At 68.1% G+C, this 21,623-nt stretch carries 22 protein-coding genes; 7 read left to right on the top strand and 15 right to left on the bottom strand.

Annotation, left to right across the window (positions count from 1 at the left end; all coding sequences use genetic code 11):
- Positions 1 to 8: 8 nt before the first annotated feature.
- From pstA to AC06FE_RS02290, 9 genes are all read right to left on the bottom strand, one after another.
- Entirely contained in the window at positions 9 to 887 is an 879-nt protein-coding gene (pstA, locus tag AC06FE_RS02330) for a phosphate ABC transporter permease PstA (protein ID WP_478072131.1), read from the bottom strand.
- Positions 887 to 1,855 carry a phosphate ABC transporter permease subunit PstC gene (pstC, locus tag AC06FE_RS02325; protein WP_132862640.1) on the bottom strand — a complete coding sequence of 323 codons (969 nt, stop codon included), beginning with the start codon at positions 1,853 to 1,855 and terminating at the stop codon, positions 887 to 889. The genes pstA and pstC overlap by 1 nt, the downstream gene beginning before the upstream one ends.
- Before the next feature lie 282 nt (positions 1,856 to 2,137).
- The gene (gene pstS / locus AC06FE_RS02320) at positions 2,138 to 3,229 is read right to left on the bottom strand and encodes a phosphate ABC transporter substrate-binding protein PstS (RefSeq protein ID WP_478072130.1); all 1,092 of its coding nucleotides are present in this window, start codon (positions 3,227 to 3,229) and stop codon (positions 2,138 to 2,140) included.
- Positions 3,230 to 3,579: 350 nt separating this feature from the next.
- A complete protein-coding gene (gene pstS / locus AC06FE_RS02315) occupies positions 3,580 to 4,599 on the bottom strand; it encodes a phosphate ABC transporter substrate-binding protein PstS (RefSeq protein WP_132862642.1) in 1,020 nt (339 codons plus the stop codon).
- 114 nt (positions 4,600 to 4,713) lie between these two features.
- Positions 4,714 to 5,493: a PA3715 family protein gene (locus AC06FE_RS02310; RefSeq protein ID WP_478072129.1), complete on the bottom strand. Its 780-nt coding sequence runs from the start codon at positions 5,491 to 5,493 to the stop codon at positions 4,714 to 4,716.
- 249 nt (positions 5,494 to 5,742) lie between these two features.
- Positions 5,743 to 6,951 carry an OprO/OprP family phosphate-selective porin gene (locus AC06FE_RS02305; RefSeq protein ID WP_132862644.1) on the bottom strand — a complete coding sequence of 403 codons (1,209 nt, stop codon included), beginning with the start codon at positions 6,949 to 6,951 and terminating at the stop codon, positions 5,743 to 5,745.
- A gap of 169 nt (positions 6,952 to 7,120) precedes the next feature.
- The gene (nth, locus tag AC06FE_RS02300; RefSeq protein ID WP_478072360.1) at positions 7,121 to 7,759 is read right to left on the bottom strand and encodes an endonuclease III; all 639 of its coding nucleotides are present in this window, start codon (positions 7,757 to 7,759) and stop codon (positions 7,121 to 7,123) included.
- A gap of 113 nt (positions 7,760 to 7,872) precedes the next feature.
- Positions 7,873 to 8,217, bottom strand: coding sequence for a hypothetical protein (locus AC06FE_RS02295; RefSeq protein WP_478072128.1), 345 nt, complete (start codon positions 8,215 to 8,217; stop codon positions 7,873 to 7,875).
- 9 nt (positions 8,218 to 8,226) lie between these two features.
- Positions 8,227 to 9,009 carry an enoyl-CoA hydratase/isomerase family protein gene (locus AC06FE_RS02290; RefSeq protein WP_478072127.1) on the bottom strand — a complete coding sequence of 261 codons (783 nt, stop codon included), beginning with the start codon at positions 9,007 to 9,009 and terminating at the stop codon, positions 8,227 to 8,229.
- A 168-nt stretch (positions 9,010 to 9,177) separates the two neighbouring features.
- Here AC06FE_RS02290 and AC06FE_RS02285 point away from each other — a divergent pair, with 168 nt between their 5' ends.
- Entirely contained in the window at positions 9,178 to 9,879 is a 702-nt protein-coding gene (locus tag AC06FE_RS02285; RefSeq protein ID WP_132862647.1) for an FKBP-type peptidyl-prolyl cis-trans isomerase N-terminal domain-containing protein, read from the top strand.
- 163 nt (positions 9,880 to 10,042) lie between these two features.
- Here the strand turns inward: AC06FE_RS02285 and AC06FE_RS02280 are convergent, their stop codons facing one another.
- Positions 10,043 to 11,737: a PA domain-containing protein gene (locus tag AC06FE_RS02280; RefSeq protein ID WP_478072126.1), complete on the bottom strand. Its 1,695-nt coding sequence runs from the start codon at positions 11,735 to 11,737 to the stop codon at positions 10,043 to 10,045.
- Positions 11,734 to 12,183, bottom strand: coding sequence for a post-PEP-CTERM-1 domain-containing protein (locus tag AC06FE_RS02275; RefSeq protein ID WP_478072125.1), 450 nt, complete (start codon positions 12,181 to 12,183; stop codon positions 11,734 to 11,736). The genes AC06FE_RS02280 and AC06FE_RS02275 overlap by 4 nt, the downstream gene beginning before the upstream one ends.
- Before the next feature lie 334 nt (positions 12,184 to 12,517).
- Here AC06FE_RS02275 and AC06FE_RS02270 point away from each other — a divergent pair, with 334 nt between their 5' ends.
- From AC06FE_RS02270 to AC06FE_RS02260, 3 genes are read left to right on the top strand one after another with little or no spacing between them, the layout of a single operon-like run.
- Positions 12,518 to 13,321: a CoA pyrophosphatase gene (locus AC06FE_RS02270; RefSeq protein WP_192288010.1), complete on the top strand. Its 804-nt coding sequence runs from the start codon at positions 12,518 to 12,520 to the stop codon at positions 13,319 to 13,321.
- On the top strand, positions 13,318 to 14,220 hold the full coding sequence (locus AC06FE_RS02265; RefSeq protein ID WP_478072124.1) for a sulfurtransferase: 903 nt from the start codon (positions 13,318 to 13,320) through the stop codon (positions 14,218 to 14,220). Before AC06FE_RS02270 ends, AC06FE_RS02265 begins: the two co-directional genes overlap by 4 nt.
- Positions 14,221 to 14,261: 41 nt before the next feature.
- Positions 14,262 to 15,200 carry a DUF1684 domain-containing protein gene (locus AC06FE_RS02260; protein ID WP_192288011.1) on the top strand — a complete coding sequence of 313 codons (939 nt, stop codon included), beginning with the start codon at positions 14,262 to 14,264 and terminating at the stop codon, positions 15,198 to 15,200.
- A 7-nt stretch (positions 15,201 to 15,207) separates the two neighbouring features.
- Here AC06FE_RS02260 and AC06FE_RS02255 read toward each other — a convergent pair whose 3' ends face one another.
- Complete coding sequence (locus AC06FE_RS02255) at positions 15,208 to 15,771, bottom strand: N-acetylmuramoyl-L-alanine amidase (protein WP_313251426.1); 564 nt, start codon at positions 15,769 to 15,771, stop codon at positions 15,208 to 15,210.
- A 51-nt stretch (positions 15,772 to 15,822) separates the two neighbouring features.
- On the opposite strand from AC06FE_RS02255, the gene AC06FE_RS02250 reads away from it, so the two are divergent.
- The 3 genes from AC06FE_RS02250 to AC06FE_RS02240 all read left to right on the top strand — a co-directional run bounded on the left by AC06FE_RS02250 (position 15,823) and on the right by AC06FE_RS02240 (position 19,176).
- Positions 15,823 to 16,350: a hypothetical protein gene (locus AC06FE_RS02250; RefSeq protein ID WP_323439388.1), complete on the top strand. Its 528-nt coding sequence runs from the start codon at positions 15,823 to 15,825 to the stop codon at positions 16,348 to 16,350.
- A gap of 125 nt (positions 16,351 to 16,475) precedes the next feature.
- Positions 16,476 to 18,617, top strand: a complete 2,142-nt coding sequence (gene rlmKL / locus AC06FE_RS02245; RefSeq protein WP_478072123.1) for a bifunctional 23S rRNA (guanine(2069)-N(7))-methyltransferase RlmK/23S rRNA (guanine(2445)-N(2))-methyltransferase RlmL — start codon at positions 16,476 to 16,478, stop codon at positions 18,615 to 18,617.
- Between the two features lie 22 nt (positions 18,618 to 18,639).
- Positions 18,640 to 19,176 (top strand): GNAT family N-acetyltransferase, encoded by a 537-nt coding sequence (locus AC06FE_RS02240; protein WP_192288015.1) that lies wholly within the window; start codon positions 18,640 to 18,642, stop codon positions 19,174 to 19,176.
- Between the two features lie 122 nt (positions 19,177 to 19,298).
- On the opposite strand, the gene AC06FE_RS02235 is transcribed toward AC06FE_RS02240, so the two are convergent.
- From AC06FE_RS02235 to AC06FE_RS02225, 3 genes are read right to left on the bottom strand one after another with little or no spacing between them, the layout of a single operon-like run.
- Positions 19,299 to 19,619: a DUF3325 domain-containing protein gene (locus AC06FE_RS02235; protein WP_313251418.1), complete on the bottom strand. Its 321-nt coding sequence runs from the start codon at positions 19,617 to 19,619 to the stop codon at positions 19,299 to 19,301.
- A complete protein-coding gene (locus AC06FE_RS02230) occupies positions 19,616 to 21,235 on the bottom strand; it encodes a PepSY-associated TM helix domain-containing protein (RefSeq protein ID WP_478072122.1) in 1,620 nt (539 codons plus the stop codon). The genes AC06FE_RS02235 and AC06FE_RS02230 overlap by 4 nt, the downstream gene beginning before the upstream one ends.
- Positions 21,232 to 21,558 carry a DUF3649 domain-containing protein gene (locus tag AC06FE_RS02225; RefSeq protein ID WP_243693940.1) on the bottom strand — a complete coding sequence of 109 codons (327 nt, stop codon included), beginning with the start codon at positions 21,556 to 21,558 and terminating at the stop codon, positions 21,232 to 21,234. Before AC06FE_RS02225 ends, AC06FE_RS02230 begins: the two co-directional genes overlap by 4 nt.
- Between the last annotated feature and the right edge of the window lie 65 nt (positions 21,559 to 21,623).

The raw sequence follows: 21,623 nt of genomic DNA, 5'->3' as shown, positions 1-21,623 counted from the left end.
CCATGGGATCAGTCGTTTGAAATTCGATTGCGCAGCAGCAGGCCGCGGGCGGAGAGGCTGACCAGCAGCACGAACACGGTCAGGACCAGTGCGCCGGCCCAGGCCAGCACCTGCCAGGATTCATACGGGCTGCCGGCGAACTGGTTCATCACCACCGGCACCGAGGCCATCGGCTGGAACACGTTGCTGTTCCAGTACTGGTTGCCGAAGGCGGTGAACAGCAGCGGCGCGGTCTCGCCGGAGATGCGTGCCAGCGCCAGCAGGATGCCGGTGACGATGCCGGCCATGGCGCTGCGGTACAGCACCTGCATGATCACCTTCCACTGCGGCACGCCCAGCGCCAGCGCGGCTTCGCGCATCTGCACCGGTACCAGCCGCAGCATTTCGTCGGTGGTGCGGATCACCACCGGCAGCACGATGAAGGCCAGCGACAGCGCACCGGCGAAGGCGGAGAACTGGCCGCCGGTCTGCATCACGTACAGCGTGTAGACGAACAGGCCCAGCACGATCGACGGCGCCGACAGCAGGATGTCGTTGACGAAGCGCACCACCGTGCCGGCCTTGCGCGCATTGCCGTACTCGGCCAGCCAGGTGCCGGCGGCCACGCCCAGCGGCGTGCCGATGGCGATGGCCAGCGCGCACATCACCGCGCTGCCGAAGAAGGCGTTGAGCAGGCCGCCTTCCTGCATCGGCGGCGGCGTCATCTTGGTGAACAGGTTGAGGTTGATGCCCGGCAGGCCCTTGGACAGCAGCGTCCACAGGATCCAGCCGAGGAAGAACAGGCCGAACAGCGCGGTGGCGCAGGCCAGCAGCAGGGCCAGGCCGTTGGTGATGCGACGACGCAGGTACAGCGCGTCGGCGGCCTTGTGGGAAGCGACGGTGGACATCAGTTGCCCTCCTTGCGGGACAGGCGCAGCAGCATCAGTCGGGCGATGGCCAGCACCACGAAGGTGACGATGAACAGCACGAAGCCGAGCAGCAGCAGCGCCGAGCGGTAGGTTTCGGTGGCTTCGCCGAAGTCGTTGGCGATCAGCGCGGCGATGGTGGTGCCCGGCTCCAGCAGCGACGGGGTCAGGCGCACGCTGTTGCCGATCACGAAGGCCACGGCCATGGTTTCACCCAGGGCGCGGCCCAAGCCGAGGAACACGCCGCCAATCACCGCCGAGCGGGTGTAGGGCAGCACGATGTCCCAGCTCACTTCCCACTTGGTCGAGCCCAGCGCGTAGGCCGACTCCTTCAGGCGGGTCGGCACGGTGAGGAACACCTCGCGCATCACCGAGGAGATGAACGGGATCACCATGATCGCCAGCACGAAGCCGGCGGTGAGCATGCCGATGCCCAGCGGCGGCCCCTGGAACAACGCGCCGATGACCGGCAGGCCGCCGAGGTTCTCGTTGAGGAACGGGGTGACGTACTCGGTCATCACCGGCACCAGCACGAACAGGCCCCACATGCCGTAGATGATCGACGGGATGCCGGCCAGCAGTTCGATGGCGGTGCCGACCGGGCCGCGCAGCCAGCGCGGCGCCACCTCGGTCAGGAAGAAGGCGATGCCGAAGCTCACCGGCACGGCGATCAGCATGGCGATCAGCGCGGTGACGATGGTGCCGTAGATCGGCGCCAGCGCGCCGAACTTGTTCTCCACCGGATTCCAGTCGGCGGAGTAGAAGAAGCTCAGGCCCTGTTCCTGCAGGGCATGGCGGCCGCCCCACAGCATGGACAGCGCGGCGCTGGCCAGGGCGACCAGCACGAAGATGACGGTGGCGATCAGGAACCAGCGGAACAGCCGGTCATTGCGGGCATCGCGCACATCACGCGAGCTGGGCGAAGCGAGGGACGGTGCGATGGCATTCATGGCAGCGGCGTAGGCCCAAGGGGGAGGCGGTTTTGGTTCTGTCCCCGGTATTCCGGGAAGGACACAGCGGTGGCAACGTTGTCCGCGCGGTGGCGGGGGAAGCGGAGGCGTTCGTCATTCCCGCGAAGGCGGGGATCGTTCCTGCCTTTACCCCCGATGCAACCCCGGAAGCAGGAGCGGTTCCCGCCTTCGCGGGAATGACGACAACAACAACGACAACGGTCCTGCGGGTACTGCATGCAACCTGCACGGGTGCGCCCGTGGCGCACCCGTGCGGTTCCATTACTTGAACTCGGCGGCCCAGTAGCTTTCGATCTGGGTCACCAGCTCCGCCGGCAGCGGCACGTAGTGCAGTTCGTTGGCCTGGGTCTGGCCGTTCTCGAAGGCCCACTTGAAGAAGGCCAGGGTGTCGGCGCTGCGCTTGGCGTCCTTCGGCTGCTTGTGCATCAGCATGAAGTTGGTGGCGGTGATCGGCCACGCATTGGCGCCCGGGGCGTTGGTGATGACCAGGTTGAAGTCCTTGGCGTTGGCCCAGTCGGCGCTGGCGGCAGCGGCGGCGAAGGTCTCGGCGGTCGGCTGCACCCAGTTGCCGGCGGCGTTCTGCATCGACGCGTACGGCATGTTGTTCTGCAGCGCGTAGGCCAGCTCGACGTAGCCCAGCGAACCCTTGATCTGCTGCACGTAGGAGGCGACGCCTTCGTTGCCCTTGCCGCCCACGCCGTCCGGCCACTGCACCGAGGTGCCTTCGCCGACCTTGTCCTTCCACTCGCCGCTCACCTTGGACAGGTAGTTGGAGAAGTTGAAGGTGGTGCCCGAACCGTCGGAGCGGTGCACCAGGGTGATCTTGGTGTCGGGCAGGGTCACGCCCGGGTTGGCATCGGCGATGGCCTTGTCATTCCATTGGGTGACCTTGCCCAGGAAGATGTCCGCCAGCAGGGCGCCGCTCAGGCGCAGCTGGCCCGGCTGGATGCCTTCCAGGTTGACCACCGGGACCACGCCGCCGATGGCCGACGGGAACTGGCCGAGGCCGGCCTGGGCCAGCTCTTCGCTGGACAGCGGCTTGTCGGAGGAACCGAAGTCGACGGTGCCGGCCTTGATCTGGGCGATACCGCCGCCCGAGCCGATCGACTGGTAGTTGATCTTGGCGCCGGTGGCGGTGTTGTAGTCGGCCGACCACTTCGACACGAGCGGGAAGATGAACGAGGCGCCTGCGCCGGAGATTTCGGCGGCAACCTTGTCACCCGCGGCCGGGGCACCGGCAGCAGCGTTTTCCGGGTTGGAAGCGGCGGGGTTGCCGTTGTTGCCACCGCAGGCCGACAGGCCCAGGGCAATGGCCAGGGAAAGGGCGGCAAGGCCGGTCATGTGCAGCTTCATGCGTCACTCCATAGCGGGAGAAAGGCTGGCGGCGCCAGCGGATGCGGCTATGAAATGATGTTTTTGTTACAGCCTGATTACATGCTGAAAAAAATCTGAAAACCCAATGTTAATCAATGGGCTACAGGATGCAGTGGGGCGTCCGGAAACGGCCGGGACAGCGGTGCTGTGTGACGCGTTTGGCCTTCCGGATGACGCCAGGGCGGAATGCCGGGGCATGCCCGGCAGGGCCTTCCCGGCGGCGCCGCGGCGGTGCGGGGTTCCGTGCTGCCGGGATGTGCAAAAAAAAGGCGCGGATCGCTCGATCCGCGCCTGAGGCGACGAGGGAGAGGGACTCGTCGGCTCTACACTCAGTAACGCGCGTTCTGCTGCCAGTAGGTTTCGATCTGGCGGACCAGGCTGTCCGGCAGCGGCACGTAGTCCAGCTGGCGGGCCTGTGCATCACCGTTGGCGTAGATCCAGCGGAAGTAGTCCAGCGCGGCCTTGGCGCCTTCGGCGGTCTTGGGCTGCTTGCGCATCAGGATGAAGTTGGTGGCGGTGATCGGCCAGGCCTGCTCGCCCGGGGCGTTGGTCATCACCAGGTAGAAGTCGCGGGCATTGGCCCAGTCGGCGCTGGCGGCAGCGGCCGAGAAGGTCTCGTCACGCGGCTGCACGAAGTTGCCGGCGGCGTTCTTCATGCGCGAGAAGGTCAGGCGGTTCTGCAGCGCGTAGGAGAACTCGACGTAGCCGATCGAACCCTTGATCTGCTTGACGTAGGCGGCGACGCCTTCGTTGCCCTTGCCGCCGATGCCGACCGGCCACTGCACGCTGGTGCCTTCACCGACGCTGGTCTTCCAGTCGTTGTTGACCTTGGACAGGTAGTTGACGAAGTTGAAGGTGGTGCCAGAACCGTCGGAGCGGTGCACGACGGTGATCTTCGCGTCGGGCAGGGCCAGGCCGGCGTTGAGGGCGACGATGGCCGGGTCGTTCCACTTGGTGATGCGGCCCAGGAAGATGTTGGCCAGGGTCGGGCCGTCGAGCTTCATGGCACCGGCTTCGACGCCGGCCACGTTGATGACCGGCACCACGCCGCCGATCACCGACGGGAACTGCACCAGGCCCGAGGAGGCCAGTTCTTCCGGACGCAGCGGGGCGTCGGAGGAACCGAAATCGACGGTGTTGGCCTTGATCTGGGCGATGCCGCCGCCGGAGCCGATCGACTGGTAGTTCACCCGCTTGCCGGTGGCGGCGCTGTAGTCGGCCGACCACTTGGACATGACCGGGTAGATGAAGGAGGCGCCAGCGCCGGTGACATCGGTGGCATTGGCGGCGAACACGGACGACGCGGCGAGGATGGCGACGACGGCGCGCGATTTGATGGCGTGGATCACGAATGGCTCCTGGGAGGTGAATGTGCGGTGAGTTCCGCCCGGCGCCTATTCCATAACCATTTGATGACAACGCAGCGTCTGTCATATGACGACGCGGTGACAGCCGCAACCTGCTCAGAAGCTGGCCGTGATCGCCTCCGGCAGCGGGTAGCTGCGGCCCTTGGGTTGCAGGGTGTAGTGCTTGACCGGCAGCGTGTGGCGATCCTCCGCGCATTGGCCGGCGGCATCCTCGCGGTTGATGATCCCGGTGATGCGCTCGCGCACCCGCAGGGTGACAAAGCCCTGTGCCGGCGGTGGCTCCACTTCGAGGGTCCGTTCGACGTCGTTGAACTCGCCGGTGCAGCGGGTGTCCCATTCGCCGCTGAAAAGGTTCATCACGATCTGGCCGGTGACCGGTGTGAGCCGGTCCTTGTCCAGCACGAACAATTGCAGGCGTGTGTCAGAGAACGGGTTGGGCTGCGAGGAGCCACTGCGCGAGATGCGCACGCCGAACGCGCGTACGTCCGCGGACAGGCGATAGCGAGCGGTGTCCAGGCTCACGCCCTCGATGCGGACGGCGTCGCTGCTCATCGCGCCGGGCAGGCGCACGGTGGCGCGCGGGCGCAGCGTGGTGGTGTCGACCACCAGCAGGTCCAGGTCGCCGTCGCGGTAAGAACCGTCCTCCTGCCATTCACCGAGCAGCGGCACGGCCATCAGGGTCAGGGAGGTGTCGGCCGGCCAGACACGGCAGACGCCCTGGGTGGCGTCGATGCGCATCTGGCGATGTTCCGGCAGGGTGCCGGCGGGCAGTTGCGCATAGGCCTGGCGGATGCGGGTGGCGCTGTCGGCGCCGCAGTCCTGGGCCAATGCCGTGACGGGGAGGGCGAGCAGGAACAGCAGCAGGGCGATGCGCATGATCAATCCGTTGATGACGTAGGCCCGCAGCATAGCCGCTCGCCCGGCGAGGGAACGGCCTTGGCCGCGAAGCCGGGAATGCATCCAGCCGCGAAACGACGAACGGCGGACCATGGCTTCCTGCGAGGATCACGACAATGGGTATTCCCGCGTTCGGAACGACGACGGGCTTCGCGGCCAAGGCCGTTCCCCCAAGGAAAAAGAGAACGCCCCTTGCGGGGCGTTCTCCTCGATCATCGCTGCCTGGGCTTACCAGAAGAACTGCAGGCGGGCTTCCAGGATGTTCGGCTTGTCGCTGAGGAAGGTGCGGGCGCTGGAGCTGTACTTCTTGCTGTCGACCATCACGTAGTTCAGCGAGGCCTTGAAGTTCGAACGCCAGTACCAGTTGGCGCCCACGGTCCAGATGTCCATCTTGCCGCCGAGCACGCCGTCCACCAGCGGAGCACCACCGATCACGGCCGGGGCGCGCAGGCCACCGTCGTTCAGGTCGATGCTGTCGAAGCGGGCGCCCAGCTGCCACATGCCACGGCCCGGATCGTCCGGCAGGCCCAGGCTCGGGGTGCCGCCCTTGTAGCCCCAGGTTTCGCCGGTGACGTTCCACACGCCGCTGACGTAGTAGCCGTCGGTGGTGTAGTTGTCATGGTCGTAGCGCTTGACCTTGGAGTTGTAGTACTCGGCCTGGGCCTTGAACGGACCCTGCACGTACATGGCTTCGGCACCGATGGTGCTGATGCGGTCGCTGTCCTTCAGGTCGCCGCTGTCGACCAGGCGCACGGTGGCCAGGTCGGCGTTCGGGCGGGCGCGCCAGCGCAGGGTGTCCGCGTCGGTGTCGTAATCGACGTAGCTCAGGCCCAGGTGCAGGATGTTGCCCTTCTCGTTGATCGGGGCGAAGGTGCCGCGCACGCCGTAGCCGCTGCCATGGGCCAGGTCGCGGGTCAGTTCGCGGCCGAACGCCGACGCGGTGACCGACCAGTCGCTGTCACCGATGCTGTAGCCCAGGCCGAGGCGACGGGCCACGGCGTAGGTGTTGGTCACGGTGGCCTTGGAGATGAAGTCGTTGTTCTTGGTGCTGGACAGCTCTTCCAGGCTGTTGGGCTGCTTGAACTGGCCGGCCTGCAGGTAGTGGTTGCTGTTGCCGCCCAGCTTGTACTTCAGGTTGGTGTCCAGGAACTTGTCGGCCTTGGCGTCGTAGCCGACCACCCATTCCACGTTGCCCGGGCCCTTGCCCTTGAGCACCAGCTCGGCGCGGCGCAGCTCGAACTCGCTGTCCTTGCCGTTCTTGGCGACGCCGTTCAGGTCGGCGCGATCGTTGTCGAACCAGTTGCCATCAGCCTGCACCAGGCCTTCGAAGGTGATTTCGGAGCCGCCGATGACATCGATGGCGATTTCGGCGTGTGCGGCCGGGACAAACAGCGCCGACACAACGGCTGCAGTGAGGAGTTGGCGATGCAGTTTCATGGATGGGTAGCCTTGCAGGCAGGTTGAGGATGCTGCGAAGGCTAGGGCGTAAAGATTGCGTAAATGTGACAGTCCGGCGACGACCTTCCGCGCACGCAACGCCCATGCCCGCGTATTGGACGCGGGCGCTGTTACGGTCAGGTGTCGTGCAGATGGCAGCCGGCCGCGCTCAGGCGTCGGCTGTCTTGTCCTTGAAGTGACACAGATCGCGGATCACGCATTGCGGGCAGTCCGGCTTGCGCGCCTTGCAGACGTAGCGGCCGTGCAGGATCAGCCAATGGTGCGCGTCCTGCAGGAATTCCCCGGGGATCACTTTCAACAAGCCATCCTCCACCGCGCGCACGTCCTTGCCGGGCGCCAGGCCGGTGCGGTTGGCGACGCGGAAGATATGCGTGTCCACCGCCATGGTCGGTTGCCCGAAGGCGGTGTTGAGCACGACGTTGGCGGTCTTGCGGCCGACGCCGGGCAGGGCTTCCAGCGCGGCGCGGTCGGCGGGCACTTCGCCCCCGTACTTCTGCACCAGGATCGCGCAGGCGGCGACGACGTTCTTCGCCTTGGCGTTGAACAGGCCGATGGTGGCGATGTAGCGCTTGAGCCCTTCCTCGCCCAGGTCGAGGATGGCCTGGGCGGTGTTGGCCACCGGGAACAACTTGCGGGTGGCCTTGTTGACGCCCACGTCGGTGGCTTGCGCCGACAGCGTCACCGCCACCAGCAGTTCGAACGGCGTGCTGTATTCCAGTTCGGTCTTGGGGTGCGGGTTGAGCTCGCGCAGGCGGGTGAACATCTCCCGCACTTCCTCGCGGCTCATGCGCTTGCCGGCACGCGGCGTCGACGGCTTCTTCACCGTCGCGGCGCTTGGTGGGGGGGCGGCTTTGCGGGGCGCGGCCTTGCGTGCCGCGGCTTTCTTCACGGTGGGGGCAGTCATGCAGTGGGCTTTCCCGCGGCCCGTGCCTTGGCACGGGCGAGGATGGCGGCCGCTGCCGAGGGCAGGGCGGGTTTGTGGTCCGGTGCCGGTGGTGGCGCGCGGCGTGCTTCGCGTTCGGCCGCGCGCCGGGCCAGCCGTGCGTCGCGCGCGCGGTGGCGTTCACGCGCGGCCCAGGCCTGGCGCAGGCGCTGCTGTGCTTCCAGCAACGGCTGTACCTGCGCGGTGTCCAGCCCGGCGGCTTCGGGCGCGTACTCCATCAGCCCGGCGCGCACGGCCGCGTCCAGGTCGTCGGCGGCGATGAACTGCAGCAGCTGTTGCAGTGTGGCGGTCACGGCAGGCATCGGTGCAGCTCAGCGGTTCCTGAATTCCGGCTTGCGGCGTTCCAGGAAGGCCGAGGTGCCTTCGCGCATGTCCTCGGTGGAGAAGGCCAGGCCGAACTGCGCGCTTTCGTACTCCAGTCCTTCCTCGATGCCGCACTCGCCGCCGACGTTGATCGCGTCCAGGATGCCGCGCAGTGCCAGCGGCGCGGCATGGGCCAACTGGGTGGCGATCTTCAGCGTCTCCGCCTCCAGCTCGGCGGCCGGCACCACACGGTTGACCAGGCCCAGTTGCTGGGCGCGGGCGGCGTCGATCGGCGCGCCGAGCAGGCACAGCTCCAGCGCCGCGGCACGGCCGGCCAGGCGCAGCAGGCGCTGGGTGCCGCCGAAGCCCGGCAGCAGGCCCAGGTTGATTTCCGGCTGGCCGACCTTGGCGCTGTCGGCGGCGATGCGCAGGTGGCAGGCCATGGACAGCTCCATGCCGCCGCCCAGCGCGAAGCCGTTGATCATCGCGATGACCGGTTTTTCCAGGCGTTCGATGCGGCGCATCAGGCGCTGGCCGACCAGCGAGAAGTCGCGCCCCTGCACCGGGGTCAGGCCATTCATCTCGGCGATGTCGGCACCGGCCACGAACGCCTTGGGACCGGCCCCGGTCAGGACCACCACGCGCACGTCGTCGGCCTGGCCGGCCGCGGCGAATGCCGCATCCAAGGCTTCCAGGGTCTGGCGGTTCAATGCATTGAGCTTTTCCGGACGTTGCACGGTGATGGTGCGGATACCGTCGCGGGTGGCGATCGAGACCGGGGCGTCGGACATACGGTGAAGCTCCTGAAAAGTTAAAAAAAAGTGAGTTTTGAACTAAATCGAACCCATGTGGGTCAGAGCCCGGGTCGTCAGTGGCGGAGCGCCTTTGTGACGGCTATCCTAACCCGTCGCCTCAAGCGGCATGGTTGCCCTGAGACACCTTCCCTGGAGAACAGTTTGATGAAGTTGCGTTCTATCGCGGTCGCCGTGGCCGCTCTGGCCATCACCGGCACTGCATTCGCCCAGGACGTCTCGTCCGAAAAGGGCAAGCTGAGCTATTACTTCGGCTATGACTACGGCAACAACCTGGCTGAACTCACCGGTCGCGGCGAGCAGCTGGACATCGCTTCGGTGGTGAAGGGCCTGCAGGATGCCTACGCCAAGAAGCAGCCGGCGATCACCGCCGACCAGCTCAAGCCGGCCGTGGAAGCCTTCCAGCGCCGTGAGCAGAGCCGTGCCCAGGCCGCCAAGGCCGAGTACGACAAGGCCGCCGCCGACAACAAGACCCGCAGCGACCAGTTCATCGCCGCCAACCGGGCCAAGCCGGGCGTGCAGGCGCTGGCCAGCGGCGTGCAGTACCGCGTGATCGAAGCCGGCAACGGCGCCAAGCCGACCCAGGCCAGCACCGTTGCGCTGGAAGTGGCCGGTCCGTTCCCGTACGGCCAGCGTCCGACCGAAGCCCGCCCGGCCCAGTCGATTCCGTCGATCAAGGTCAGCGAAGTCGAAATGGCCGCGATGCGCGAAACCCTGCTGCAGATGCCGGCCGGCGCCAAGTGGGAAGTGACCCTGCCGCCGGAACAGGCCTACGGTGCCGACCCGCGTACCCCGTTCCCGCCGAACGTGGCCGTGCAGTTCGAGATCAAGCTGGTCAGCGTGAAGTAATCCACGCCAGTTGCACGGAAACACGAAGCGCCGGTGCGAAAGCACCGGCGCTTTTTTGTGGGTGTACATCCGGATCGATTCCGGGCCTGCGCGGGAAGGGGCCTGACACACGACCGGCGCCACGCGGGCGCCGGTCGTGGTACTGCAGGGTTGGAGCGCGGGCTTACAGCGATGTCACCTTGGCCGCGCAGGAGCGGATGCTGGCCTGCTCGACGTTGCTGATCATGCCCAGTGCCTTCAGGTCCGAGGCGGTGTCGTTCATGCAACGCAGGTAGGCACCGCGGTTGCCGTTGGCGCTGGTACGGCACAGGCGGTCCTGTGCCTGCACGTTGGCACCGGCGATCAGGCCCGGGTTCTTGAACAGCTTCACGCCGGTATCGCAGGTGCCGATACGCGCCGTGCCAGTGTTCAACACCCAGCCCTCGTCGGCGAACACGCCCAGGGTCAGGTCGACGATGCGGGCACCGTCGGTTTCATCGCTGTTGGCCGGCTCCATCAGGGCATCGGGGATCAGCACGCTCTCGAAGTGCGAGAACGACGAGCCGCTGGCGACCGTGGCAGGGGCGTACAGCAGCGGACGCCCGCTGGGATCGGCACCGGCCATCTGCCCGGCCACTTCGCCCAACGCCGCGGTCATCGCCGCACCGCCCTGGGCTCCGGCCTTGATGCGGTTGGCATCGGTCAGGTTGACGCTGACGGTGGGGATGTTGGCGGTGACCGTTGCATCCTCGGCCATGCCCGGTGCGGTGCCCGGATCACCGGAGCTGGCCACGTTGCCGATGATCGCCGCGACCGCCCCGGCGGCTTCGGCGTTGGCGGCCTTGATCTCGAAGGCACAGCCGCCGCGGTTGATGTAGGCCACCTTGCCGGTCAGGCTGCCGGCCGGCAGGGCCTCGCAGGCATCGGCGGTGTCGCTGCCGGTGCCGTCATTGGCAACCACCACGCTGCCGGCGAAGTTGTCGGAGGTGGCCTTGGGCCCGAACGAAGCCGTGCCGTAGAACTGGGTGACCAGGGTGGGGCTGATGCCGCTGATGGACAGCACCACCGCCGGATCCAGCCACAACGGCGCCTGCGCACGGGTGCTGGCACCATTCCAGGCCGGGCCGCCGCGGGTCTTGATCGAGGTGGCACGCAGCGCGTTGGTCATGCTCGCGTCGGTGAAGCGCTTGCCGGTGAGGTTGTCGAACGCGTTGTCGGTGTACACGTCCGAATAGCCGTAGTAGCTGGGGATGCCGGTGCGTTCGCCCAGGCGCCCGCTGGTGTAGCCGACGAAGCCGGAGAAGCCCAGGCCGTGGCCGATCTCATGCAGCACCACGTCCAGGAAGTTGATCTGCCCGGCCGGCGTCTTGCCATCGAGCCCGTAGTACCAGCCCGAGCCGGTCATGCACGGGGTGCCGTCCGGATTGGTGCCGCCCAGGTTGTTGTTGAAGCGGCTGGTGATGTCGGTGCCGGACGAGCTGATGCTGATGCGCGAGCCGTTGATCGCGTTGGCCAGCGGGCCGTGGTAGATCATGCCGAGCTGGCTGCCCGAGGGCGCGGAGGTGGCGATCCATGCGGCGCCGGCCGAGCCCAGCGTGCCGCCGGTGGCGGTGCAGGTCAGGTCCTGGAAGCTGGCGCCGACGAAGGTTTCCACGTCGCTGTTCAGCACCGCCCCCCACAGGTCGGCGGCGTAGCGGTAGACGATGCGGCGCTGTTCACCGACGGTCTTGCCCGGGTTGCCGCCTTCCGGCGCGCGTGCGGTGGGGTCATTGAGGCCCTTGCCAACCGGGTCCTGGTTGACCGGGGTGATCACGGCCGCTTCGGCCGACGCGGCGAACAGGCTGGCGCCGATCAGGGCGCAGAGCAGATGTGTCTTCATTTGCTGACCTCCTGGCGTCCATGCGACGGCGGTGCGCCGTTCTCCAGCACCTGCACGCTGCCATCGGCAGCGCGTTCGACGGTGAGCGAATTCATTGCCGAGACCGGCAGTTCCGCGCTGCTCATGCCGTTGGCATGGGTGCGGATGGTGGCGGTGGCCTGGGCGCTGTTCTGCGGCATGCGTGCCCAGGCGGCGTTGGTGGCGGTGCTGCTGCCGGCGGCGCTACGCGCCGTGGCGGGCATGGCGTTGGCCTTCTCGGAGAGGGCGCGGATTTCTGCGTCGGTGAGTTTGCGCAGCTTGCCGGTGGTGGGGTCGATGCCGGCGACCATGCCACTCTCGGCCGTGGTGGCCGGGGCTTCGGTGGTGGGTGGTTCGGCGGCGTGGGCGGTAAGGCAGGTGCCCAGCGCAAGCGCGGTCAACAACAGGGAAGGTTTTGCCACTTTCATTTCTGGCTCCGTTACAGAGTGAAAAACGAGAGGCCCCAGCGCAACGAAGGCAGCAGTGGTGTGGTGGGCGTGCCACCGGACCCTGCGGACTGCGTGACGTGGTTTCGTGTTTCCCCCTGACGGCAACCCGAGTGTGCATGGGGATGAACGTCAGTTCAATAGACTTGATGTCCGTCACAAATTTTACTGTGCAGGCGGCAGGGCGCCGCCGTTGGGGCACGGCCGTTCCGCCCGCATCGCGATCACCGACCCGCGTGCAACAGCGCGACATCACGCCCTGTCCAGCCTGTGCGCTGTCCTCGCGCCGCGCTAAGCTGGGGAGATGTCTGAATTGATGGGTTCTCCGGTTCGTGCCGTCTCCAGCCCCTGCATCGGTGTGTGCGCACTGGACGCGGAAGGCCTTTGCCGAGGGTGCTGGCGCACGGGAAACGAGATCGGGAGCTGGATGCGCATGAGCGAGAGCGAGCGTCGCGGATTGATGGAGCAGGTGTTGCCGGGGCGTGCGCGCCAGGCGGCCAGCTTCGCCGAGCGCCTGGCCGGGCGTGATCGCCTGCAGCAGGCCCTGCTTCCGCTGACCCGCGTGCCGGCCGGACCGGGCTGGAACCGCAGTGAACTGGAAGACCTGTTGCCGCCGGGGCCGCCGGTGGAGGCCGCGGTGCTGGCCGGGCTGGTGCCGCGCGCGCAGGGCACGCAGGTGCTGCTGACGCGCCGCACCGAGGCATTGCGCAACCACGGGGGGCAGGTCGGCTTCCCGGGCGGCCGGATGGAAAAGCGCGACCGTAATCCCCTGGCCGCCGCGCTGCGCGAGAGCGACGAGGAAATCGCCTTGCCATCGCAGCAGGTGCTGGCGCTGGGGTACCTGGACCCGTTCATCACCATCAGCGGCTTCCGGGTGACGCCGGTGGTGGCGGTGGTGGACCCGGATTTCGTGCCGCGCCCGGAGCCGGGCGAGGTGGCCGAAGTATTCGAAGTGCCGCTGGACTACCTGATGGATCCGGCCAACCTGCGCCACGTGGACGTGGAGCACCGCGGCCGGGTGCGGCATGTGCTGGAGTACACCTGGCCGGGCCAGCGCATCTGGGGAGCCACGGCCGCCATCCTTTACAACCTGCGTCGTCGCCTGGAGCACGTGAGATGAGCCTGACCGGATTGCCGTGGACCACGCTGGTCGATGTTCCCCGCCTGGCCGCCGCGCTGGTCGGGCCGTCGGTGCAGGTGCTCGATGCACGCGCCACCGCCAGCACCGCGGTGCGGGTGGTGGACGCGCGTTTCTCGCTGGCCGACCCGCAGTCGGGGGCGGCGCAGTACGCGGCTGGGCACATCGCCGGCGCGCTGCATGCCGACCTCAACCGCGACCTGTCCGACCTGGGCAGGCAGGGACATGGCCGCCACCCGCTGCCGGACAGCGATACCTTCGCCGCGACGCTGGGCCGCTGGGGCATCGGCCCCGACACCCAGGTGGTGGTCTATGACGCCGCCGACGGCAGCATGGCGGCCGCGCGCCTGTGGTGGCTGCTGCGCCTGATCGGCCACCGCAACGTTGCCGTGCTCGATGGCGGGCTGGCGGCCTGGCAGGCGGCCGGCCATCCGCTCGACAGCGAGGTGCCGGAAGTGACCGCGCTGGGGCCGTATCCGGGCCGGTTCGACATAGCCCAGGTGGTGAGCGCCGACGAGGTGCAGGCGCGCCTGGCGCAGCGGCCGGGGTGGCTGGTGGACGCGCGCGCGGCCGAACGCTATCGCGGTGACGTCGAGCCGCTGGACCGGGTCGCCGGCCACGTGCCGGGGGCATTGAACCGGCCGTTCGGCATGAACGTGCATGAAGGGCGCATGCGCCCGGCGGCGGAACTGCAGGCCGAACTGGGCGCGCTGCTGGGTGACCAGCCCGCCCGGGAGACGGTGCTGATGTGTGGGTCCGGGGTGACCGCCTGCCACCTGCTGCTGGCGTTCGAACATGCCGGCCTGGCGGGGGCGCGCGTGTTCGCCGACTCCTGGAGTGGCTGGTCCAGTGATCCGTCACGACCCGTGGCGGTAGGCTGACACGCGAAAGAACCAAGGGCCTCGGGGGAGACATGGTTTCGATGAAAGGGGCATTCCTGCTGTCGCTGGCGTTGGTGCTGGCGGCCTGTACGCCGGCCAATGACCCGTTTGCCAACGACGCGCTGCAGCACCCCTACGACGTGCGGCAGTACCAGCGTGACGTGGAGCAATGGCGCACGCAGCGCCTGGCACGCTTGCGCGGGCCGCAGGGCTGGCTCAGCTACGTGGGCTCGGGGCGGCTGGAGGCCGGGACGACCTATTCGGTCGGCAGCGCGCCCGATAGCGACGTGCGGCTGCCGTTGGGGCCGGAGCGGGTGGGCCGGCTGAGCATCGACGCGGCCGGCAAGGCCACCATCGAGGGCTACCCGGGCACCGGCGTCACCCTCAACGGCCAGCCGCTGCGGGGCGCCACGCTGCAGCCGGCGGGTGATGGCAAGGAGGCCAGCCGGCTGCATTTCGGCAGCGCCGAGTTCTACCTGGTGCGGATCGGCAACGTGCTGGGCTGGCGTTGCCGGGATACCAACGCGGCGCTGCGACGCGGCTTCCGTGGCATCGAGCACTTCCCGGTGGACCCGCGCTGGCGGGTGGTGGCGCGCTGGAAACCGTTCCCGCGCCCGGCTCCGGCGATGCTGCTCAGTTCGATCGGCACGCCATTGCCGGCCGTCGCGCCCGGGGAGGCCGAGTTCGAGGTCGGGGGCCGCCACTATCGCCTGCAGGCGATGCAGGATGCCTCTGAACCGTTGTCGCCCAACCTGTTCTTCATCTTCACCGACCTTACCGGCGGCCGCGAGACCTTTGGCGGCGCGCGTTATCTCAATGCATCGGCGCCGCGTGACGGCGAGGTCGTGCTGGATTTCAACCGCGCGCAGAACCCGCCCTGCGCATTGAGCCGGCACGTGGTGTGCCCGATCGCGCCGGCGGTCAACCGGCTCGAGCTGCGGGTGACCGCAGGCGAGAAGTACCAGTTCGTGGCCGAATAGGCCGGGCTCAGAGCGGCAGTGGCTGCAGGGTGACCGCGCCGAGCACCTGCGCCCACGGGAACTGCGGGCCCGGGTCGAGCTTGCGCGCGACCTCGCGGGTCGGGTCGTCGCTGGCCGGTACGCGCGCGGTGTCCAGCTGCTCGTGGCCGGCGATCCAGCGCAGCGCCGGGAGCTGGTCCGGCAGCCATTGCAGCAGGCGCACCAGTGATGCGATCTGCGCCTCGGGGTAGGGTTCGCCCATCTGCTGGGTGCGTGAGTCGAACCAGTCCGGGTAACGCCCGGTGTTGACCAGCTCGATGCCGACCGAGCGCGGGTTGATGCCGCGCACGTGGTGTGCCACGCGCTCCAGCGCCACGTACTGCAGGATGCTGCCGTCGCGGTCGATGTAGTAATGGCCGCTGTTGCCGGTGCCGCTGTCGTAGACGGTGCGCTCGCCGTATTGGCGGGCCGTGGCCAGGTCCGGCAGTTCGGTGCAGTGGATGACCACCAGGTCGACGTCGGTGAGCGCGCGGCTGCCCAGCAATGGTTCGTAGGGCAGGGGCGCGGCGATGATCGGGGGCGGCAGAGGCATGTGCGGATGCTAGCATTCGTCGATGAATCCCGATCTTCCCGCCTGCCAGCCATGAGCCGCGGCCACTGCATCCTTTCCCACGGTTTCGAGAGTGGCCCTGACGCCACCAAGGTCACCGCGCTGGCCGAAGTCGCCGAGCGGCTGGGCTGGACCCACGAGCGCCCCGACTACACCGACCTGGATGCCCGCCGCGAGATCAGCCCGGTCGGTGACGTGCCGGCGCGGCTGCAGCGCTTGGTCCAGCGTGCCGGCGAAATGGCCGCGCGTGGCCCGCTGGTGCTGGGCGGCTCCAGCCTGGGCGCCTACATCTCCGCGATCACCTCGCTGCAGGTGCCGGTCAAGGGTCTGTTCCTGATGGTGCCGCCGACCACGATGGGGCCGATGCCGGCGCTGGACGCGGCCGCGGTGCCGATCAGCGTGGTGCACGCCTGGCATGACGAGATCATCCCGGCCGAGGAGGTGATCCGCTGGGCCGGGCAGCGCTCGGCGCGCCTGTTGATGGTCAATGACAGCCACCGGCTGATGCGCAACGTCGAGGCCTCCGCGCAGGCCTTCGAGACCCTGCTGCGCTCGCTCTGAGCCCCGTCAAGCCGGCGTTCCGGCGCGTTGGCCGGCAACTGCCTACAATGACGCCCTGGATGCCGTCCGGGGCCGGCCGTCGTGCCCGCCCGCATCCCCTCCTTTCCGACAGTTGATCCGATCCCGTGAAATTCTTTGTTTCCTGCGCCAAGGGCCTTGAGTACCTGCTCGCCGACGAACTGCTGGCGATGGGCCTGCCCAAGGCCACCGCCACCATTGCCGGCGTCAATGCCGAAGGCGAGCTGCGCGATGCGCAGCACGTGGTGCTGTGGTCGCGGTTGGCCAGCCGCGTGCTGTGGCCGCTGGAAGAGTTCGACTGCCCCGACGAAGCCGCGCTGTACCAGGGCGTGGTGTCGATGCCGTGGGAAGAGCATCTGGACGCCGACCTGACCCTGGCCGTGGACGCGCATGTGTCCGGCACCGCCATCACCCACGCGCGCTTCGCCGCGCAACGGGTCAAGGATGCGGTGGTCGACCGCCTGCGCGGTGAAGGCCTGGAGCGCCCGTCGGTGAACGTCGATCTGCCGGACGTGCGCATCAACCTGTCGCTGCGCAAGGGCCGCGCCACCATCTCCATCGACCTGAGCGGTGGCCCGATGCACCGCCGCGGCTGGCGCCAGTCGCAGAACGACGCCCCGCTGAAGGAAAACCTGGCCGCAGCGGTGCTGATGCGCGCCGGCTGGCCGAAGATCCATGCCGAAGGTGGTGGCCTGCTCGACCCGATGTGCGGCAGTGGCACGCTGCTGATCGAGGGCGCGCTGATGGCCGCCGATGTCGCGCCGGGCCTGCAGCGCCACGGCAGCATTCCGCCGAGCCGCTGGCGGGGTTTCGACCAGGCGCAGTGGAAGGCGCTGATGGGCGAGGCGCGCGAGCGCGAGCAGGCCGGGCGTGCCGCGCTGAAGCAGGTCATCCACGGCAGCGACATCGACCCGCAGGCGATCCGTGCGGCCAAGGAGAACGCCGAGGTGGCCGGTGTCAGCGAAGCGATCTGGTTCGGTGTGCGTGATGTCGCCGACATGCAGGTGCCGCCGCAGGAGATTGGCTGCGTGGTCTGCAACCCGCCGTACGACGAACGCCTGGCCGCCGACGCGGCGCTGTACCGTCGCATCGGTGATGCGCTCAAGCGCGCGGTGCCGCAATGGAAGGCCAGCCTGCTGTGCGGTAGCGCCGATTTGGCCTTCGCCACGGGCCTGCGTGCGCGCAAGACCTACCAGCTGTTCAATGGTGCCATCGAGTGCGCGCTGATCGTCTGCGACCCGATCGCGGTGCCGGCGCGCGAAAACGATGGCCAGCCGCGCGAGCTGAGCGAAGGTGCGCAGATGGTGGCCAACCGCCTGCGCAAGAACCTCAAGAAGTTCAAGAGCTGGTTGGCGCGCGAGGACGTTACCTGCTTCCGCGCCTATGACGCCGACCTGCCCGAGTACGCCGCCGCCATCGACGTCTACCGCGAGGATGGCGGCAAGGGCCGCACTTTCCTGCATGTGCAGGAGTACGCTGCGCCAGCCACGATTCCCGATGCCGACGTGCGCCGCCGCCGCAACGAGTTGCTGGCCGCCGCGCGCGAGGTGTTCCAGGTGCCGGCCGAGCAGGTGGCGCTGAAGTCGCGCGAGCGCGGCAAGGGCGGCAGCAAGTACGGCCGTTTCGAGCAGCGTGGCGAGTTCATCCTGGTGCGCGAGAACAATGCGCTGCTGCGCGTGAACCTGTTCGACTACCTGGACACCGGCCTGTTCCTGGACCATCGTCCGCTGCGCCGGCACATGGCCGAACAGGCGCGCGGCAAGCGCTTCCTCAACCTGTTCTGCTACACCGGCGTGGCCAGCGTGGAAGCGGCGGTGGCCGGCGCGGTCTCGACTACCAGCGTCGACCTGTCCGGCACCTACCTGCAGTGGTGCGCCGACAACCTGGCCCTGAACGGCATGGGCGGCAGCCGCCACCAGCTGGTGCAGGCCGATGCGATCAAGTGGCTGGAAGCCGAGCAGGGCCAGTTCGACGTGATCTTCTGCGACCCGCCGACCTTCTCCAACTCCGCGCGCGCGGAGGACTTCGACGTGCAGCGCGAGCAGCTGCGCCTGCTGCGCGCGGCGGTGGCGCGCCTCGCGCCGGGCGGCGTGCTGTATTTCTCCAACAACTTCCGCCGCTTCAAGCTGGAAGAGAACGCCATCGCCGAGTTCGCGCGCTGCCGCGAGATCAGCGCCAGGACCATCGGCCCGGATTTCGAGCGCAACGCCCGCATCCACCGCGCCTGGGAACTGCAGCGGTTGGGATGAGACGATGAGCGCGGGAGGCAGCATGGCAGCATCGTCCATCGTGTTTGAAGGCTTGCTGCTGCGGCCCTTCGAGGACAGCGACGCGGAGCCGTTCGCCGAAGCGGTACGCGAGTCGGCCCAGAGCGTGGGCCGGTGGATGCCATGGGCAACACCGGACTACGACACCGTGCAGGCGCTGGCGTGGTTCGCCGACTGCCGTGCACGACGCGAGCGGGGGGATGCACTGGAGTTCGGGGTCTTCTGCGCGCAGACCGGGGCCTTCCTTGGCGGCGCAGGCTTGAACGAGATCCGGCGTGGCCACCGGTTCTGCAACCTGGGGTACTGGGTGCGCACGTCGCGCCAGGGGCACGGCATCGCGCCACGCTGCGTGCGCGCGCTGGCGGCGCATGGGTTCGACCACGAAGGCCTGCAGCGCATCGAGATCGTGGTGGCGGTGGGCAACACCGCCAGCGAAAGGGTGGCGGTGAAGTCCGGCGCATTGCACGAGGGCATCGCGCGCAACCGGCTCATCGTCCATGACCGGCCCGTCCCGGCGCACCTGTTCTCGCTGGTGCCCTGATCGAAGTGGGCAGGAGCGGCCTTGGCCGCGAAGCCGATACTGCCTGGCGCGCCCGGTCGTTGGACGATGAAGGCGTATCCGGATGCATCATCGGCTTGGCGACCAGGGTCGCTCGTACGGGCTCAGGGCACGACGGTCGCGGCCAGGCCGATGACCGGCAGGGCCCAGGCCAATGGCACGATCCAGCGGGGCCGGTAGGGGTACAGGCCGAACGCCAGCAGCAGCCCGGCGGCGGTCAGCGCCCCCAGCCACAACACCGGGCCGGCGGCCCAGCCGTGGTCGGCGACGCAAACCGCGAAGGCCAACGCGAGCAGGCCCCAGCCTAGCCAACGCCACAGCGACGTGCGTTCGGAGCCGCGCTGCAGCTCGCGCTGGTGCTTTTCCATGGCCAGCGACAGCGCGGTGAACGCCGCGAACGACAGCCCCAGGGCGAGCAGCATCATGCGCCCGCTCCCGCGGCGGCCGCCTGCAGGCGACGCTTCTTCTCCGCCGCACTCAAGGGGGGCTGCCAGTGCTGCATGCGCCAGCCGCAGTAGGCCAGCACGACGCCGAACACCAGCATGAAAAGATCCACGCCGGCCAGCGGCCAGTCGCCCTGCAGCAGGGTCACGCCCAGATGGGCGTGCGTGGTCAGTGCATTGACCAGCGGAATCAGCGCGAACATCGCCGCGCCCACGTACAGTTGCCAGGCCCACATCATCCGCTTGGGCCAGATGAATGCCGCGAGCAGGGCGGCCCCCCACGCGTAGAAGAACACGTTGGCTTCGGCCGCGCTGCGTTCGGCCAGTTCCACCGGCAACAGTCGGTTGCCCCAGAAGTAGGCGGCGAAGGCGATCGGCAAACCCGCCACCGCGCCGATGTTCAGGGCATCGACCAGACGCAGGCCGAAACCGGTCCTGCCCGACTTGGCGTGCTTGGGGCGCTCCTTGACCGCCCACAGCACCACGCCGCTGGCCACCATCAGGCAGCCGATCAGGCCGGAGACGAAGAACAGGGCGCGCAGCCCCCAGTCGGCGAAGCGGGCCAGGTGCAGGCCGTACATCACGCCGCGGGTCTGGGTGGCACCGCCCGGTGCCGGGCTGCCCTCCAGGCGCACGCCGGTGAGGGCGTCGTAGCGCAGCGAGGGCGTGTCGATCGACAGGCGATGGCCGTCCCGCTGCAGCACGTCGACCACCGAATTATCCGCGCCCGGGCGATGGACAGTGAAGCCCGCCACCTCGGCGCCGTTCCATTCCTTGCGGGCACTGTCCAGCAACTGCTGGATCGGTAGCGGCGGCGCGCGTCCTTTGGTCGGGCCCTCGACGTCGGCCATGCGTGCGAAGGCTTCGGAGAAGAACGCATCCGGGTCGTCCGGGTAGGCCGCCTTCACGCCCCATGGCAGGTACAGGAACATCAGGGTGACGATGCCGGTGTAGGTGATCATGGCGTGGTACGGCAGCGCCATCACTGCACTGACGTTGTGGAAGTCCAGCCAGGAACGCAGCCCCTTCTGCGGGCGGAAGGTGAAGAAGTCGGTGAAGATCTTCTTGTGGGTGATGACCCCGGTGATGATCGCCACCAGCATGAACATCGCGCAGAAGCCGACGATGTAGCGTGCCCAGATCACCGGGATGTAGTGCAGGTCGAAGTGCAGGCGGTAGAAGAAGTCACCGCCGCGGGTTTCGCGTGCACGCACCTCCTGGCCGCTGTTCGGGTCGATGGTGGCGTCACCGAAGCGACCGCCACCGCGACGGCGGCGTTTCTCTCCTTCAGCCGGCGGCGTGACCATTGATTCGGGGTTGCGCCAGAACATGCGCATGGCCGGGTTGCGTGCATCGGGCAGGGTGACGGTCCAGCTCTCGGCCTGCGGGGCCTTGCGCTGCAGGAAGCGCACTGCATTGGCGGCGGCAACCTCGCTGCTGACCGTGCTGCGTGGCAGCTCCGGGCGCATCCAGCGGCTGATTTCCTCGCGGTAGTAGCTGGCGGTGCCGGCCATGAAGATGAGCAGCAACAACCAGCCGACCAGCAGGCCGGTCCAGGTGTGCAGCCATGCCATCGATTGGCGGAATCCGTTCTTCATGCCATCACCCCCAGCCATTCGGCGGCCATCCAGAACAGCGCGGCGGGCAGCACGATGCCGAGCCAGGCGCGCAGCGCGCTGCGCGTGGCGAACGCCCACAGCGCGGCACAAGCGCACAGCACGATGGCGACCAGCATGCCGGTCAGCACGGCCTGGCTGCGTGGCAGCGGCAGGGCAAGGGCGAAGAACATCGCGGAAGTGGCGGCGAGCGCGTACCCGCCGACGATGGCGGCGATGCTGCGCGAGAGCACGCCCAGCCAGGGGCGTGCGAGGAAGTGCTCGATTCGGGCGAGCCAGGAGCTGGCGATGGGCGTGCTGTCCACGGAAACCTGCGGTGAAGGCTGGAGCGGGCAGTGCCGGTGGCGACCGGCGCTGCATGAAGTGGCCA

Source organism: Stenotrophomonas sp. Steno-C18, from assembly GCF_056393195.1.
The sequence above is the reverse complement of the archived record's forward strand: the minus strand, read 5'-3'. Positions and strand labels throughout refer to the sequence as shown.